The organism is Selenomonas sputigena ATCC 35185, assembly GCF_000208405.1.
Lineage (GTDB): Bacteria > Bacillota > Negativicutes > Selenomonadales > Selenomonadaceae > Selenomonas > Selenomonas sputigena.
The window spans coordinates 918,543-934,911 of the sequence record NC_015437.1 but is presented as its reverse complement, the minus strand read 5'-3'; the positions used below and the strand labels follow the sequence as shown (position 1 = coordinate 934,911).

Annotated in this window: 10 protein-coding genes, 3 tRNA genes and 3 rRNA genes; 1 reads left to right on the top strand and 15 read right to left on the bottom strand. The window is 56.2% G+C overall.

Annotated elements, in window-relative coordinates; all coding sequences use genetic code 11:
* Nucleotides 1-9: 9 nt before the first annotated feature.
* Together SELSP_RS04175 and SELSP_RS04170 are read right to left on the bottom strand one after the other, a co-directional pair.
* The gene (locus tag SELSP_RS04175) at nt 10-984 is read right to left on the bottom strand and encodes a polyprenyl synthetase family protein (protein WP_006192923.1); all 975 of its coding nucleotides are present in this window, start codon (nt 982-984) and stop codon (nt 10-12) included.
* A gap of 92 nt (nt 985-1,076) precedes the next feature.
* Complete coding sequence (locus SELSP_RS04170; protein WP_006192922.1) at nt 1,077-1,508, bottom strand: RrF2 family transcriptional regulator; 432 nt, start codon at nt 1,506-1,508, stop codon at nt 1,077-1,079.
* A gap of 197 nt (nt 1,509-1,705) precedes the next feature.
* Here SELSP_RS04170 and deoD point away from each other — a divergent pair, with 197 nt between their 5' ends.
* Complete coding sequence (gene deoD, locus SELSP_RS04165) at nt 1,706-2,419, top strand: purine-nucleoside phosphorylase (RefSeq protein WP_006192921.1); 714 nt, start codon at nt 1,706-1,708, stop codon at nt 2,417-2,419.
* 66 nt (nt 2,420-2,485) lie between these two features.
* Here deoD and SELSP_RS04160 read toward each other — a convergent pair.
* The 13 genes from SELSP_RS04160 to recG all read right to left on the bottom strand — a co-directional run bounded on the left by SELSP_RS04160 (nt 2,486) and on the right by recG (nt 16,298).
* Nucleotides 2,486-2,561: transfer RNA gene (locus SELSP_RS04160), tRNA-Trp, on the bottom strand.
* 4 nt (nt 2,562-2,565) lie between these two features.
* Nucleotides 2,566-2,641: transfer RNA gene (locus tag SELSP_RS04155), tRNA-His, on the bottom strand.
* Between the two features lie 37 nt (nt 2,642-2,678).
* Nucleotides 2,679-2,795: ribosomal RNA gene (rrf, locus tag SELSP_RS04150) — 5S ribosomal RNA — on the bottom strand.
* Between the two features lie 230 nt (nt 2,796-3,025).
* Nucleotides 3,026-5,943, bottom strand: a 23S ribosomal RNA gene (locus tag SELSP_RS04145).
* Nucleotides 5,944-6,267: 324 nt separating this feature from the next.
* Nucleotides 6,268-7,822 (bottom strand): 16S ribosomal RNA (locus SELSP_RS04140).
* The 16S, 23S and 5S rRNA genes sit together here with 2 tRNA genes alongside, the layout of an rRNA operon.
* A gap of 639 nt (nt 7,823-8,461) precedes the next feature.
* Nucleotides 8,462-9,673 carry an MFS transporter gene (locus SELSP_RS04135; RefSeq protein WP_006192464.1) on the bottom strand — a complete coding sequence of 404 codons (1,212 nt, stop codon included), beginning with the start codon at nt 9,671-9,673 and terminating at the stop codon, nt 8,462-8,464.
* Nucleotides 9,674-9,851: 178 nt separating this feature from the next.
* A complete protein-coding gene (locus SELSP_RS04130; protein ID WP_006192465.1) occupies nt 9,852-10,742 on the bottom strand; it encodes a LysR family transcriptional regulator in 891 nt (296 codons plus the stop codon).
* 96 nt (nt 10,743-10,838) lie between these two features.
* Nucleotides 10,839-10,914: transfer RNA gene (locus SELSP_RS04125), tRNA-Ala, on the bottom strand.
* Between the two features lie 67 nt (nt 10,915-10,981).
* Complete coding sequence (rfbB, locus tag SELSP_RS04120) at nt 10,982-11,989, bottom strand: dTDP-glucose 4,6-dehydratase (protein WP_006192466.1); 1,008 nt, start codon at nt 11,987-11,989, stop codon at nt 10,982-10,984.
* Entirely contained in the window at nt 11,986-12,558 is a 573-nt protein-coding gene (gene rfbC / locus SELSP_RS04115; protein ID WP_006192467.1) for a dTDP-4-dehydrorhamnose 3,5-epimerase, read from the bottom strand. The genes rfbB and rfbC overlap by 4 nt, the downstream gene beginning before the upstream one ends.
* A 138-nt stretch (nt 12,559-12,696) precedes the next feature.
* A complete protein-coding gene (gene rfbA, locus SELSP_RS04110) occupies nt 12,697-13,614 on the bottom strand; it encodes a glucose-1-phosphate thymidylyltransferase RfbA (protein ID WP_006192468.1) in 918 nt (305 codons plus the stop codon).
* A gap of 42 nt (nt 13,615-13,656) precedes the next feature.
* Nucleotides 13,657-14,091: a hypothetical protein gene (locus SELSP_RS04105; RefSeq protein ID WP_006192469.1), complete on the bottom strand. Its 435-nt coding sequence runs from the start codon at nt 14,089-14,091 to the stop codon at nt 13,657-13,659.
* Between the two features lie 149 nt (nt 14,092-14,240).
* Nucleotides 14,241-16,298, bottom strand: a complete 2,058-nt coding sequence (gene recG, locus SELSP_RS04100; RefSeq protein WP_013740705.1) for an ATP-dependent DNA helicase RecG — start codon at nt 16,296-16,298, stop codon at nt 14,241-14,243.
* Nucleotides 16,299-16,369: the final 71 nt, after the last annotated feature.

Here is a 16,369-nt window from a genome sequence, read left to right as displayed (position 1 = left end):
AAGCAAAACTTACGATTCGCGCTTCGCGATGTAGTCCGCCGCCTTGCAGAAGGTATCGCGCACCTTGTCGGGCAGAGCGGCAGGCAGAGCCTCCTTCGCTTCGGTAAGGAACTCACGAACCTTGGCACGCGCATATTCGATGCCGTCGGACGCACGCACGATGACGAGCGCACGCTCGACGTCTTCGCGCGTCATCGAAGGGTTCGTCACGATGGAAAGAAGCTCCTCACGCTCGGAGCTGACCTCAAGCGCACGAATCACGGGCAAAGTCACGATGCCCTCATGGATGTCGTTGCCCGCAGGCTTGCCGATCTTCTTCTCGTTCGAGGTCAGATCGAGAAGGTCGTCCGTAATCTGGAACGCCATACCGACGTACTTGCCGTAGGCACGAAGCCCCCGCTCCGCCTCCGCACCGAGATTCGTCGCGATGGCGCCAAGCTCACAGCAGATGGCGAGAAAGTTCGCCGTCTTCTTCGCGATGCGCTCATAATACTCCTCGACATCGCGCGAGGCGCGGTAAAGTTCCTTGTTCTGGATGATCTCGCCCGAGCTCAGATCCATGATGAGCTGCGCGACGCGCCCCGAAACGCGCTCGCCGAAGCCGTTCTCGACGATGAGCAAAAACGCGCGCGCGAAGAAGTAGTCGCCCGAGAGAATCGCCTGCTGATTGCCCCACATGGCGTTCGCCGTCACCGCGCCGCGCCGCGTATCGGCATGATCGAGCACGTCGTCATGGACGAGCGACGCCATGTGGATCAGCTCGAGCGCAACGGCGAGCGGCATCATTTTTTTCGCGTCAAAATCCTTGCTAGAGCGTGCCGCAAGCAAAAAGAGCGCAGGGCGCAGCCTCTTGCCGCCGGACTTCACGAGATGCGTACCGATCTCCGTGATGCGGTCTACAGGCGAGACAACCGCCTGCAGAAGCTCCTCTTCCAGCAAGGCAAGGTCCTTCTTTATCAAGAGAAACATCGAATGGATGAACATCCCATCACCTACATACCTACAATTTCATAATGCTCCCATAAGTTTACACCATTCAAGCATTTTTGTCATGAATTTTCTTTTTCCGAACAGCGTTAACTCTTTTTCTCATCGAGTTCCCGCTGCATCTCGATGAGATCGGAAAGCGAGACGTTCTCAATGACATCCTTCATCGCCTCATGCAGCTTCTGCCACAGGAAGAGCGTCGCACATCTCTCGTGTCTTGGACAGTCGTTCTCCTCCATGTCCATACAAGCGACGGGCGCGAGACTTCCCTCGATCAGACACAGGATGCTGCCTGCCGTATATTCCTGCGGCGCACGCATCAGGCGATAGCCGCCCTGCGGTCCGCGGCTGCTCTTGACGAAGCCCGCTTTGTTCAGCACGGAGACAATCTGCTCCAGATACTTTTCCGAGATCTCCTGTCTTCGCGCAATATCCTTGATGCGCACAGGCTCGTTCTGCCCGTTCATGGCGATATCCATCATGAGCCGCAGCGCATATCTCCCTCTCGTCGAAATCTTCATTTCTTTTCCTCCGCTTGGATTTTTCCTGCGTTTCTCGTGGAAGCACGGATAAACTCAGGGCTGGCTTGTATATCGTTCCTATATGATATGTTTATGCACGTACTATTATAGCGCATTTTCTTCTCGCTGTCTCCCTTGCAAATTCCTGTGTATCCCTTATAATATTCTTATGAAACTATTCCAAGGAGGAATCCATCATGCCAACACCACACAACTCCGCCGAAGTCGGTGATATTGCCGAGCGCATCCTGCTGCCCGGCGATCCGCTGCGTGCGAAGTACATCGCCGAAAACTTTCTCACGGACGCTAAAGAATACTCGCATGTGCGCAACGTGCTCGGCTATACGGGAAGCTACAAGGGCACGCCCGTTTCCGTTCAGGGTACGGGCATGGGCATGCCGTCCATCGCCATCTATGTGCATGAGCTGATCAGCATCTACGGTGCGAAGAAGCTCATCCGCGTCGGCAGCTGCGGTGCGCTCGCCAAGGATCTCCACATCCGCGATGTCGTCATCGCGCAGGGAACGACGACGGATTCTTCCATGCCGAAAAATATCTTCGGCACGTCCGTCAACTTTGCACCGCTCGCCGATTTCTCGCTGTTGGAAAGTGCCGTACACCATGCGCGCGAAAAGCATCTGCCCGTGCGCGTCGGCAACGTGCTGTCGCAGGATCGCTTCTACGACGACGAGATCGACTTCGCCAAACTCCTCGGCTACGGCGTGCTCGCCGCCGAGATGGAAACGGCGGCGCTCTACCTGATCGCAGCCAAATTCGGCGTGCAGGCGCTCGGCATCTTCACGGTCAGCGACCACATCACCTGCGACGAAGCGCGTGCGACGCCCGAAGAGCGCGAACGCTCCTTCAACGACATGATCGAGCTTGCCTTGGAAAGCATCATTAAGGAATGAATGGATTGCGCCCCTCTCGGGGCGCAAAAAAAACCTCATTTCCAAGAAATGAGGCCAATATGACAATGGCAGGGGCAGTAAGACTTGAACTCACAACCTACGGTTTTGGAGACCGTTGCTCTACCAGTTGAGCTATACCCCTAAGATGGGGCGACTGGTGGGGCTCGAACCCACGAATGCTGGAGCCACAATCCAGTGTGTTAACCACTTCACCACAGCCGCCATAAGGTATGCCACCGCAAAAGCGGTGGCATGTCAGAACCAGCAGCTTTCTATCCTCCCAGGTCGTCTCCAACCAAGTACTTTCGACGTATGAGTGCTTAACGACTGTGTTCGGGATGGGAACAGGTGGAACCACTCAGCTATCGCCACTGGATTTCGTGAAGGTTTGCGTGCCTTCAAAACTATACAGAAGACTCAATGGAACATTTTAGAGGCGAAATGTACGCGCGTCTCACGCTTCTCCCTGCCTTGAGGCAGTCAGCAGCGGTCAACGTCGGCCAATCGCGCTGCGCTTTCAGCTTGCGCTCTTGGGACGTTTTCGCACGCTAGCCCCTTTGCCAATCGGTTGCACCCCTGCGGGGTTTGCCTCTTGGATGGGCTATGCGAGTCAAGCCCTCGGCGTATTAGTACGGGTCGGCTGCACGCCTTGCGGCGCTTCCACTCCCCGCCTATCAACCTCATCGTCTTTGAGGCGCCTTACCGGATTACTCCGTGAGAAACTTCATCTTAGGGCTGGTTTCACGCTTAGATGCTTTCAGCGTTTATCCTTTCCGGACGCAGCTACCCAGCTGCACGGCTGGCGCCATGACTGGTACACCGTTGGTCCGTCCACTCCGGTCCTCTCGTACTAGGAGCAGCCCCCTTCAGGTTTCTTCCGCCCGCGATGGATATGGACCGAACTGTCTCACGACGTTCTGAACCCAGCTCACGTACCACTTTAATGGGCGAACAGCCCAACCCTTGGGACCTGCTTCAGCCCCAGGATGTGATGAGCCGACATCGAGGTGCCAAACCTCCCCGTCGATATGGACTCTTGGGAGAGATTAGCCTGTTATCCCCAGGGTAGCTTTTATCCGTTGAGCGATGGCAATTCCACTCTCATTCCACCGGATCACTAAGCCCTACTTTCGTACCTGCTCGACTTGTCGGTCTCGCAGTCAAGCTCCCTTCTGCCTTTATGCTCTTCGCGCGATTTCTGTCCGCGCTGAGGGAACCTTTGGACGCCTCCGTTGCTCTTTCGGAGGCGACCGCCCCAGTCAAACTGCCCACCTGGCACTGTCCCGAGTGTCGTAACTACTCCGGTTAGATGACCAGCGAATGAAGGGTGGTATCCCAACAGCGGCTCCGGGCGTCCTTGCGGCCGCCTTTCTTAGCCTCCCACCTATCCTGTACATCATTCGCCGGGCATCAATGCCAAGCTGCAGTAAAGCTCCATGGGGTCTTTCTGTCCAGTCGCGGGTAACCTGCATCTTCACAGGTATTTCAATTTCACCGGGCCCCTCGTCGAGACAGTGCCCAAATCGTTACGCCTTTCGTGCGGGTCGGAACTTACCCGACAAGGAATTTCGCTACCTTAGGACCGTTATAGTTACGGCCGCCGTTTACTGGGGCTTCAGCTCAAGGCTTCGGATTGCTCCTGACCTCTCCCCTTAACCTTCCAGCACCGGGCAGGCGTCAGCACCTATACGTCAGATTTCTCTTTTGCAGGCACCTGTGTTTGTGGTAAACAGTCGCTTGGGCTTCTCTTCTGTCGCCGGCCCCGGCTCCAACCGCATGGGTCTTCACCAGTTCCGGCCATCCTTTTCCCGAAGTTACGGATGCAATTTGCAGAGTTCCTTAACGAGGGTTTTCCCGCGCACCTTAGGATCCTCTCCCTGCCTGCCTGTGTCGGTTTCGGTACGGGCGCAGTTCGTCTCGCTAGAAGCTTTTCTCGGCAGTGTGGTCCGCTTGGCTTCGGCTCACCCATAGGTTTGCCTCCCTGTCACGTCTCGGCTTTTACAAGGGGGATTTGCCTCCCTTGCAGCCTACCGGCTTCGACGCGCTCTTCCATTCGCGCGCCCAAGCTCCCTCCTGCGTCACTCCATCACTCAAACGACTCTCTGCGGTACTGGAATATTCACCAGTTGTCCATCGCCTATGCTTGCTGCCTCGGCTTAGGTCCCGACTGACCCTGGGACGACGAGCGTTGCCCAGGAAACCTCAGGCTTTCGGTGGGCCAGATTCTTGCTGGCCTTTTCGCTACTCATACCGGCATTCTCACTGCCATGCACTCCACCGCTCCTTCCGGTACGGCTTCGCCGCGCATGGTACGCTCCCCTACCCCGCATACTTTCGTATGCAGCCGCAGCTTCGGTTCTGTACTTGAGCCCCGGATATTTTCGGCGCAGGGACTCTCGACCAGTGAGCTATTACGCACTCTTTAAATGGTGGCTGCTTCTGAGCCAACATCCTGGTTGTTTTCGAATTCCTACATCCTTTTCCACTTAGTACAGCATTGGGGACCTTAGCTGGCGGTCTGGGCTGTTTCCCTCTTGCGTACGGGTCTTATCACTCGCACGCTGACTCCCGAGTTTGACATGCAGCCATTCGCAGTTTGACTGGGGTCGGTAGGCTTTACGCCCCCTTGCCCGATCAGTGCTCTACCGTCTGCATGCATCACTCGAGGCTAGCCCTAAAGCTATTTCGGGGAGAACCAGCTATCTCCACGTTCGATTGGCATTTCACCCCTATGCACAGCTCATCCCAAAGTTTTTCAACACTCACGGGTTCGGCCCTCCGCTCAATTTTACCTGAGTTTCAGCCTGGCCATGCATAGATCACTGTGGTTTCGGGTCTACCCCGCCGAACTCTTCGCCCTTTTAAGACTCGCTTTCGCTTCGGCTCCGCGTTTTCCGCTTAACCTCGCTCGACAGGATAACTCGCCGGTTCATTCTTCAATAGGCACGCCGTCGCGCATATAAAGCGCTTCGACTGCTTGTGGACATACGGTTTCAGGTTCTATTTCACTCCGCTCCCGCGGTTCTTTTCGCCTTTCCCTCACGGTACTTTCCTCTATCGGTCGTCAGGTAGTATTTTGCCTTGGATGGTGGTCCACCCGGCTTCCCACAGGGTTCCTCGTGTCCCGTGGTACTCTGGATTCCAGCCCGTTCTTCAGCCTTTCGTGTACGAGGGTCTCACTCTCTTCGCCCGGCCTTCCCATGCCGTTCCACTAGACTGCTTTCCCTTTGTGCTGGTCCTCAACCCCGAAAGCCCGAAAGCTTTCGGTTTGGGCTCTTCCCGCTTCGCTCGCCGCTACTGAGGGAATCTCGTTTGATTACTTTTCCTCCGGCTACTTAGATGTTTCAGTTCACCGGGTTTGTCTCCCTTTCGGGTAGTGCGACATGACTCGCACTGGGTTGCCCCATTCGGACATCCGTGGCTCGAGGCCTATTTGCGGCTCCCCACGGCTTTTCGCAGCTTATCGCGTCCTTCTTCGACTCCTGACGCCAAGGCATCCACCGTATGCCTTTCGTAGCTTGACTTTTCCACGGCTTTCGCCGTGCGTTTCGCCTCAAGGCATCATTTCTGATGTTCTTGGTTTGGTTTGTGATCCTAAAATGTTCGGAAAATCTTTGCCGTGATTTCTCACAGCCTTCGATGATTTTCTTTCATTTTGTCTTCTGTGTAGTTTTCAAGGTACGCCTGACCTTACCGCTGGTATAATCCAACGAGAAGGTCAAGTTTGAGAGATTTGTGTTCCCTCAAAACTAGACAATGCAGAAAACCTGATGCCTCGACTTAAAGTTTAAGCTTTTTCTGTTCAGCTTTGCCTTGCGGCTTGCTTCACGAACAGCTCAGCACCTTAGAAAGGAGGTGATCCAGCCGCACCTTCCGATACGGCTACCTTGTTACGACTTCACCCCAGTCATCGCCCCCGCCTTAGACAGCTGCCTCCTTGCGGTTGGCCCACCGGCTTTGGGCGTGAATGACTTCCGTGGTGTGACGGGCGGTGTGTACAAGGCCCGGGAACGTATTCACCGCAGTATGCTGACCTGCGATTACTAGCGATTCCGACTTCATGCAGGCGGGTTGCAGCCTGCAATCCGAACTGGGGGATGGTTTGTGGGGTCCGCTCCGGCTCACGCCTTCGCTTCCCTCTGTCCATCCCATTGTAGTACGTGTGTAGCCCAGGACATAAGGGGCATGATGACTTGACGTCATCCCCGCCTTCCTCCGCGTTCTCCGCGGCAGTCTCCTTTGAGTTCCCGCCATTACGCGCTGGCAACAAAGGACAGGGGTTGCGCTCGTTGCGGGACTTAACCCAACATCTCACGACACGAGCTGACGACAGCCATGCACCACCTGTTTTCGTGTCCCCGAAGGGAGGAAGCTATCTCTAGCTCTTTCACTCAATGTCAAGCCCTGGTAAGGTTCTTCGCGTTGCGTCGAATTAAACCACATACTCCACCGCTTGTGCGGGCCCCCGTCAATTCCTTTGAGTTTCAGTCTTGCGACCGTACTCCCCAGGCGGAATGCTTATTGCGTTAACTCCGGCACAGGAGGGGTCGATACCTCCTACACCTAGCATTCATCGTTTACGGCCAGGACTACCGGGGTATCTAATCCCGTTCGCTCCCCTGGCTTTCGAGCCTCAGCGTCAGTTACAGTCCAGAAAGCCGCCTTCGCCACTGGTGTTCCTCCCAATATCTACGCATTTCACCGCTACACTGGGAATTCCGCTTTCCTCTCCTGCACTCAAGGCATACAGTTTCCATCCCCTCACGGGGTTGAGCCCCGCACTTTTAAGATGGACTTATATGTCCGCCTGCGCTCCCTTTACGCCCAATAATTCCGGACAACGCTCGCCACCTACGTATTACCGCGGCTGCTGGCACGTAGTTAGCCGTGGCTTCCTCGCTCGGTACCGTCACCCAAACTCAATATTCTCAAGCTCGGTTTTCGTCCCGTGCAACAGAGCTTTACGATCCGAAGACCTTCTTCACTCACGCGGCGTTGCTCCATCAGGCTTTCGCCCATTGTGGAAGATTCCCCACTGCTGCCTCCCGTAGGAGTCTGGGCCGTGTCTCAGTCCCAATGTGGCCGTTCATCCTCTCAGACCGGCTACTGATCGTCGCTTTGGTGGGCCGTTACCCCGCCAACTGGCTAATCAGACGCAGGCCCATCGACAGGCGATAGCATATTCAGAGGCCATCTTTTATCCGAGGATGATGCCATCCCCGGACTCCATTCGGTATTAGCATTCCTTTCGGAATGTTGTCCCCATCCTGTCGGCAGGTTGCCTACGTGTTACTCACCCGTTTGCCACTCTCACCTTTACCGAAATAAAGGTTCCCGTTCGACTTGCATGTGTTAAGCACGCCGCCAGCGTTCGTCCTGAGCCAGGATCAAACTCTCCGAAAAAACTTGGTCTTTTTCCGCTATGCTGCGTCACGGCTTCGCGCCGCTTCCTCGACGTACGCGAGTACGTCTGCGGGGCGCCGCTTCGCCGTTCCTTGCCTAGCGAAAAAATCCCTGCGTTTTTTTCACTAACTCCGACTGTGGTATCATCACAGTAGAATTAATGAAAATCACTTTGCAGTTTGCAGAGAGCCATGATTGGCTCTTTTTATCTTTGGATACGATTCTTTCGAACCGCATAAAGAAATTGTCGATTGCTTTTACAAATGTAGTTCACAATCGATGTTTCATCAAGATTCCTCTTGATGGACATCTGGCTTGAATCATATAGATGATTCATTTCTGCATTGTTTAGTTTTCAAGGAACACCGCCGAATTTCTTCGGCTGTTCGCCACTCAGTTGAGCTAGCTTATTTAGTATACTCGCTTCAGTGAATTTTGTCAAGCACCGTTTTCATGTCCGCCAGGACTCGGGAGCCGTTCTTCTCCGAACCTTTCACTTGCTGTCCGCTCTCTTCGCGACTTGACCTATTCTACACGAAGACGTCGTGCCTGTCAACATCTTTCTTTTCGTTCTTTTTGTCCACTGGAATAGAACAAAAAAGAGGAGCCGCTTGCCGCAGCCCCCCTTTTTTTGTTCTTTCACTCTGCTTCTGTTTCCAGCTTCATCTCCACCACGGGCGCAACGTCGCGCTTCCTCGCATAGAGCAGGTAGTAAAGCCCTGCGCAGAGGAGCGCAGCTGCACCGCATGCGGCATAGATGCCCTCGAAACCAATGCCGTCCTTGAACGCGCCGAGCGCATAGGGGCCGACGCCGAGACCGAGGTCGAGAGCGATAAAGTACGTCGATACGGCGACGCCGATGCGATACTCGGTGACGAGCTTCACGCAGATTGCCTGCCCATTCGACATGAACGTGCCGTAGCCGAGACCGACGAACACGCCCGCGAGGAGAAGCGTCCAGCTTTGCGTCGTGACGCTCAGGAGCAGAAGCCCGATGGCAAGGCACGCATACGTCGGGTACATCACGAAGTCCTCTCCCTTGCGGTCGAACATGACGCCGGCAACAGGACGTGCGAGCGTGATCGTCAGCGCGTAGACAAGGAAGAATACCGTGCCTGCGCCGATGAGGCCAAGTTCCTGCGCATACGTCGCAAGGAAGCTCAGGACACTCGAATAGCTGATGCCCATGATGAACGCCACGATGGAAATGGACGTGACCTTCGGCTCCAAGAAGTTGCTGATGCTGAACTTCTTAAGCTCCGCCTTCTTCTCTTCCGAAAGCTCCATCTCCGGCACCTTGAGGGCGACGATGGCGGCGAGGCAGACGACGAGCATGGCGACGCAGAAATCAATGATGTAATTGAACGTCATCGTATGCTGCATGAGCATGCCGAGGAACGGGCCGATAGCGGCGGCGAGGCTCATGCTCAAGGCGTAGTAGTTGATGCCCTCGCCGCGGCGCGTCACAGGAATGATGCTCGATACGATCGTGCTCGTCGCCGTCGAAGCAATGCCGTAGCCGATGCCGTTCAGACAGCGCACGATGTAGAGCATGGAAAGGGAATCAACGAAAAAGTACAAGAGCGTCGTGGCAAGATAGAAGACGATACCCGCATAGAGCATGAACTTTCTTCCATAAAGCTCGATGGAATGACCGGCGACCATGCGTGCGAGCAATGTGCCGAGGATGAAGATGCCGGATGCAAGCCCCGCCTCGCTCATCGACGCGTTGAGCGTCTTGATCGCTTCGGATGCGATGATGACCATGAGCATGTAATAGATGATATAGATCAAGAAGTTCACCAAGGTATCAAGGATGAACTCCTTCGTCCATAACTTTTCATGTTCCACGTTTAACAACGACCTTTCTTTGCCGAACGCGCTCCTTAGCGCTGCGGCGATTTCTTAAATTAAAAATGAACTGTACCCGATTATAAGCATCGACCTCCGTTTTGTATAGCGCATAAAAAAGATGGAAGTTATCGCAAAAAGCGATAACTTCCCCAACAATATTCCTTTATTGCAGCTTTCAGATCGTACTCTGATAAATTTGCTGAACATGTTCAACGTAGGTGCGAATATGGCGCAGACGCGGGTTTTCCTTCTTATATACAAGCACAGCGTCGAGCGTCAGCGCGGGGGCAAGGGAAGCGAAACCCGACGTGATGCTGAGCGCTTCGATGAAGCGGCGCGGCAGGAGTGCCCCTGCCGGATTTTCCCGACAAAAATGCACCATCGCATACGGCGTCGAAAGGCGCGCCGCCACTATGGGCATCTCTTCGCTGAAGTAGCGTTCGTAGACGCGGTTCATCGACGACTTCGCGGGGTAAAACACGAGCGGCTGCTTCGCCGCCCAAGATCTTGCCGCATCGCCTTCGGCGGGCGCAAGGCAGGGCGCATAGAAAACGATGTCATCATCGGAAAAATGCACGCACTCCCATCCGTCAAAACTCATTCCTTCCAGACGATATACCGAGGCAACGTCGATGCGGTCTTCCAGAATCCCGCATCGAATCTCATCTTCCTCCATTTCAAAAACATTGAGGCAAATCTTCTCATTCTGCTTCTGAAAGTACGATACATGACGATTCATGTGAACATCGCCCAGAGAGCGCAGTACGGCGACATTCAGCTCGGCAGGAGTGCGCTTTACGCTTTCCTGCATCTCCGCCACCGCGTCCCTCAGCTGCTCGACGCAAAGCTGCGCCTTCGCCAGAAACGCCGTGCCCGCCTCCGTCAAGTCGCTGCCGCGCGTCGAGCGGCGGATCAAAGTGACGCCGACCGCCTCTTCGAGCTTCTTCATCTGCACGCTGAACGCCGACTGCGTGATATTCGCTTCCTGTGCGGCAAGCGAGAAGTTCCTAACCCTGCCGTAAATGATGAAACATTCCAACTGATGTATGCTCGGCAGTTCGCCCATGCCGCAGCCTCCCTTCGACAGGAGAAATCCTCCCGCATTTTCTAGAAAACAAAAAGCGGCTTCTGCGCCTAAGCAGAAAGCCGCCTGAATACCCTATGGTGGAGACGAGGGGGATCGAACCCCTGACCTCTTGCATGCCATGCAAGCGCTCTCCCAGCTGAGCTACGCCCCCGTGGACAAGTTACTTTGCTAGTATACAGCACGAAAGCAAAAAGCGCAAGCCTTTTTTTGCAAAAATTTCATGTGCTCGGATACGCTTTTCGATAGCTGCCGTCGAGGATATGCTGCCACCATGCGCGGTTTTCCAGATACCATGCAATCGTGCGCTCGATTCCATCTTCGAATCTCGTCTCGGGCAACCAGCCGAGTTCCGTATGAATTTTCGTCGGATCGATCGCATAGCGGCGGTCGTGCCCCTTCCTGTCTGCCACATACGAGATGAGGCTCTCAGGCTTCTTCAAGGCGCGAAGGATGACCTTGACGACATCGATGTTGGCGCGTTCGTTGTGACCGCCGATGTTGTATACCTCTCCCGTGCGCCCCTTCTGCAGCACGAGGTCGATGGCGCGGCAGTGATCCTCGACGTAGAGCCAGTCGCGCACGTTGGCGCCGTCGCCGTAGACGGGAAGCTGCTCGTCGGCAAGCGCCTTGACAATCATCAGCGGGATGAGTTTTTCGGGGAAATGGTACGGGCCATAGTTATTCGAGCAGCGCGAGATCGTCACGGGCAGGCCGTATGTGCGGCTGTAAGCGAGCACGAGGAGATCAGCGCTCGCCTTCGAGGATGAATACGGGCTCGACGTATGCAAGGGCGTCTCCTCGGTGAAGAAGAGGTCGGGGCGGTCGAGCGGCAAATCGCCGTAGACTTCATCCGTCGACACCTGATGGTAGCGCGAAATGCCGTACTCGCGGCAGGCGTCCATGAGAACGCTCGTGCCGATGATGTTCGTCTGCAGGAAAATCTCCGGCGTCTCGATCGAGCGATCGACATGACTTTCCGCCGCGAAATTCACAACGACATCGGGTTGCTCAGCGCGAAAGAGCGCGTAGATCGCCTCGCGATCGCATATATTGCAGTGGGCGAAGCGAAAACGCGGTGCGTCCGCGAGGTCGAGCAGGGATTCATAGTCGCCCGCATACGTCAGCGCATCGACGCAAAGAATCTCCGCGTCCTCGTGCGCCTTCATCATATAGTGAACGAAATTGCTGCCGATAAAGCCGGCGCCGCCGGTCACAAGATACTTCACGCTTCTTCCTCCCCATAGACGAAATTGAGCTGGGATTCCCGTTCGGCGAGCGTCGGCGCCGCCTCGTCCTTCGCCGAAAGAACCGTCGGCGCAATCTCCCAGTCGACGCCGATGGCAGGATCGCTCCAAAGAATGTTGCCGTCGCATTCCGGCGCATAGTAATTGTCCGCCTTGTACTGCACCTCGACGTCGTCCGTCAGTGTAATGAAGCCGTGCGCGAAACCGCGCGGAATCATCAGCTGCCGCTTGTTTTCCGCCGAAAGGCGCACGGAAACCCACTTCGCATACTGCGGCGATCCCTTTCGTATGTCAACGGCGACGTCTAAGATCTCGCCGCGCGTGCAGCGCAGGAGTTTCGCCTGCGCCATGGGATTCTTCTGGTAGTGAAGTCCGCGTAGCGTACCCTTTTCCGCTGAGAAAGACTGATTGTCCTGCACGAAGTCGTAGAAGAGACCTGCCTCTTCCATCTTCTTTTTCGACCAGCTCTCCATAAACCAGCCGCGTGCATCGCCGAACACCTGCGGCTCCAAGATAAAGACACCCTTGAGGCGCGTTTCCGTCACATTCATTTCTCGTTCTCCTATCCCTTTACCATGAAGCCCCAAGAGGTCAATCCCAAGGGGCGCGGACCGATTGGCTAGACTTCTGTAAGGCGTGAGGACATATGTACAGCGTGCCTCGTTGATGATGCCGTGCTAGAAACGGGGTCAAAAGAAGCCCCTGTCGTTCTGCTCCACGGCTGAACATATGTCCTGAAAGTTCACCAGCTGCTCCAAATAGCGCCCGTAGTCGTTCTTCATCAAAGGCTGCGCGAGGCGAAGAACCTGCTCCGCATCAATATGCCCCATGCGGTAGGCGATCTCCTCGATGCAAGCGATCTTGAGACCCTGACGATCCTGAATCGTCTCGACGAACGTCGCCGCCTGCAAAAGCGATTCATGCGTGCCCGTATCGAGCCACGCGAACCCCCTGCGCATCTTCTCTACCTGAAGGTCGCCGCGCTCCAAATACGCGCGGTTCACATCCGTGATCTCAAGCTCGCCGCGTGCCGACGGCCTGACCGCCTTCGCGATTTCAACGACATCGTTGTCGTAGAAGTACAGCCCCGTCACCGCATAGTTCGAGCGCGGCGTCTCGGGCTTCTCCTCCAAACTGACAGCGCATCCCGTCTCATCAAACTCCACGACACCGTAGCGCTTTGGATCGCGCACGTAGTAGGCGAACACCGTCGCGCCCGCCTCGCGTGCCGTCGCACGCTGCAGAAGCCGTGCAAGATCGGCGCCGTAAAAGATGTTGTCGCCCAGCACGAGCGCACAGCCGTCGCCGCCGATGAAATCCTCGCCGATGAGGAACGCCTGCGCCAGACCGTCGGGACTCGGCTGCACGGCATAAGAGATATGGATGCCCCACTGGCTGCCGTCACCGAGCATGGCAGAAAACATCGCGCTGTCCTGCGGCGTCGTGATGACGAGGATGTCCTTTAGCCCGGCGAGCATCAACGTGCTCAGTGGATAGTAAATCATCGGCTTGTCAAAGACCGGCATGAGCTGCTTCGACACGACCTTGGTCAGCGGATAGAGCCGCGTGCCCGAGCCGCCCGCCAGAATTATTCCCTTCTTCAGCACAAAATCACCTCTCGAACGACACGGCTTCAATATTTCCGCATCTCAGGCCTTCTGCCAAATCAAGCCCATGAACTCGCTGTGACGCTTCTTTACCTCCCGCGCGACGACGCCCACGATCGTATTGACGAGATCGGCCGAATAGTTCTTCTGCGTCATCGGGATGCAGGCGTCAAGGATGACAGACGTATCGGGCGCAAGATAATACTTGAACAGCTTGTTGCCGTTGTTCAAGCGCATGATGAAGTTCGTCACCTCATAAGCGTTGTCATCGTTCAGCGCCTTCGGCGCGAGATTGGCGCGCACGATCACATAGATCGTATCGTCGAAAATGACCCCGAGCGGCACATACTGTCCCTGCACCTCGACGGTCGAACGAAAAATCACGCTCTCATGCTCATCGCCAAGCTCCTCGCGCTCAAAGCTGTCAATCTTATGCCTCTGCAAATATCGCTTGAACTTCTCCGCTGCCTCTACCATGAAACTTCCTCCGTAAATGCGAAATTCGTATCTTTTTAGTATTCCCCAAAGGCACAGGAAACTCCTGCCAAAAACGGTCTTTCTTTTTTATTTTATTCCCCATACCATCGGATGGGAGATGTATCGAAGATGCAGCCGCGCACGCCCTTTCAGACCTCCGTGATCTTCGCAAAAAATTCCTTGTACTCAAGCCGCAGGATTTCAGCGACCTCCTTGCGCATCGCGGGGCTTTCCATCGTTTCGAGCGCCGCGCGTCGCGCCTTGAGCAGGATATCGACGTCGCGCAGGGCGTCCGCCATCTTGAGGTCAGGCAAGCCATGCTGCATCGCGCCGAAGAATTGGCCGGGGCCTCTGAGCTTCAAGTCCTCCTCGGCGAGCACAAATCCGTCGCGCACGCTCTCCAAAAGGGCAAGACGCTTCTTCGCGGCAGCGGTTCGCGCCGCCGAAACGAGGATGCAGTAGGAGCGATGCGCCCCCCTGCCCACGCGTCCGCGCAGCTGGTGAAGCTGCGCGAGGCCGAAGCGCTCGGCGTTCTCGATGACCATGATGCTCGCGTTCGGCACGTCTACGCCCACCTCGATGACCGTCGTCGTCACGAGGACATCGAGCTTACCCGCGTGGAAGTCCGCCATGACGGCTTCCTTCTCCTTGCCCCGGAGCTTGCCGTGCACGAGGCCGCATCGCACTTCACGAAACACGCCTGCACTGAGTTCTGCGTAGACCTCCTGCGCCGACGGCAGATCAAGCGTGTCGCTCTCTTCGACGAGCGGGCAGACGACGTAGGCCTGCCTGCCCCGTTCAATCTCTTGGCGCACGAAGCGGTAGATGAGGTCGCGCCTCGCGGGCGTGCGCACGAAGGTTTCAACGGGCACGCGCCCCGGCGGCAGGTGTTCGATGCGCGAGACGTCAAGGTCGCCGTAGACCGTCAGCGTCATCGTGCGCGGGATCGGCGTCGCCGTCATGACGAGCATGTCGGGCGTCAGGTGCGCACGCTTTTCGAGCGCCGCTCGCTGCTCGACGCCGAAGCGATGCTGCTCGTCCGTCACGACGAGGCCGAGCGCCGCGAAGGCGACAGGCTCCTGAATCAGGGCATGCGTGCCGATCACGATATCGACATCGTGCGCCTCGATTGCCGCGTACGCCGCCTCGCGCTCCTTCTTCGACAGTCTTCCTGTCAGGAGCAGCAGCCGCACAGGCAAATCTCGCAGCAATTCGCTGAACTTGTCGAAATGCTGACGCGCCAAGATTTCCGTCGGCGCCATGAATGCGCCCTGAAAGCCGTTTTCCACCGTCTTGACGAGCGCCAAGAGGGCGAGCGCCGTCTTGCCCGAGCTGACGTCGCCCTGCACGAGACGGCGCATCGGCAAGGCAAGCTCCATGTCCTGCCGAATGTCGCGCCACGCCTTTTCCTGATCCTCCGTCAACCGAAACGGCAGAGCCTCACGCGCCCCGCGCGAAAGGCGGCTCGCGCCGAGATGGCGCACGCCCTTCCTCTTTTCGCGGCTCTCGCGGCGCAGGAGAAGAAGCCCGCACTGGATGAGGTAAAGCTCCTCGAAAATCAGCCTTTCCCGCGCGAGATGCAGCGCCTCGGGCGATTCGGGAAAATGCACCTCGCGATACGCCTCCTCTCGCGCGACGAGACGATAGCGCTGGCAGATGCTCTCGGGCAAGGTCTCCACGATCTTGCCAATTCCTTGAAAGACTCCTGTGAGAAGCGTGCGGAAAAACTTCTGATTCAGACTGCCCGAAGCCGCATAGACCGGCAGGATGCCCAGAGCCGCTTCCCCGCCTTTTTCCATCAGGGAGAAGTCCTTGACCTGGCTCATCTGCTTCTTGCCGCGCCCGCCGAAGGCATAGTCGATCTTGCCGACAGCGAAGAGCTGCATCCCCGCCTTGAGCTTTCCCTTGAGGAACTTCTGATTGAAGAACGTGACTTGCAGAAAGCCCGTGCCGTCGTCAATATCGACGCTCAGGATATGAATGCCGCGCCCCGTGCGCCTCTCGGCTATATGACGGATGACGCCTGTGACCGCCTGCTGCTCACCGACCGCGATCGCGGCGAGCGGCGTCAGCACGCGCCTGTCTTCGTATGTGCGCGGATAATAGGTCAGGAGATCATAGACGGTAAAGAGGCCGATCTTGTTCAGCGCCTCGTATTTCTTCGCGCCGACGCCCTTAAGCTCCAAAAGGCTTGTCTGCAGCTCCATGGCCGCCCCCTCTCCGAAAGATACAAAACATAAAAGAACCCGCCTCCGCATCGAATCGCAGGCGAGCTCTT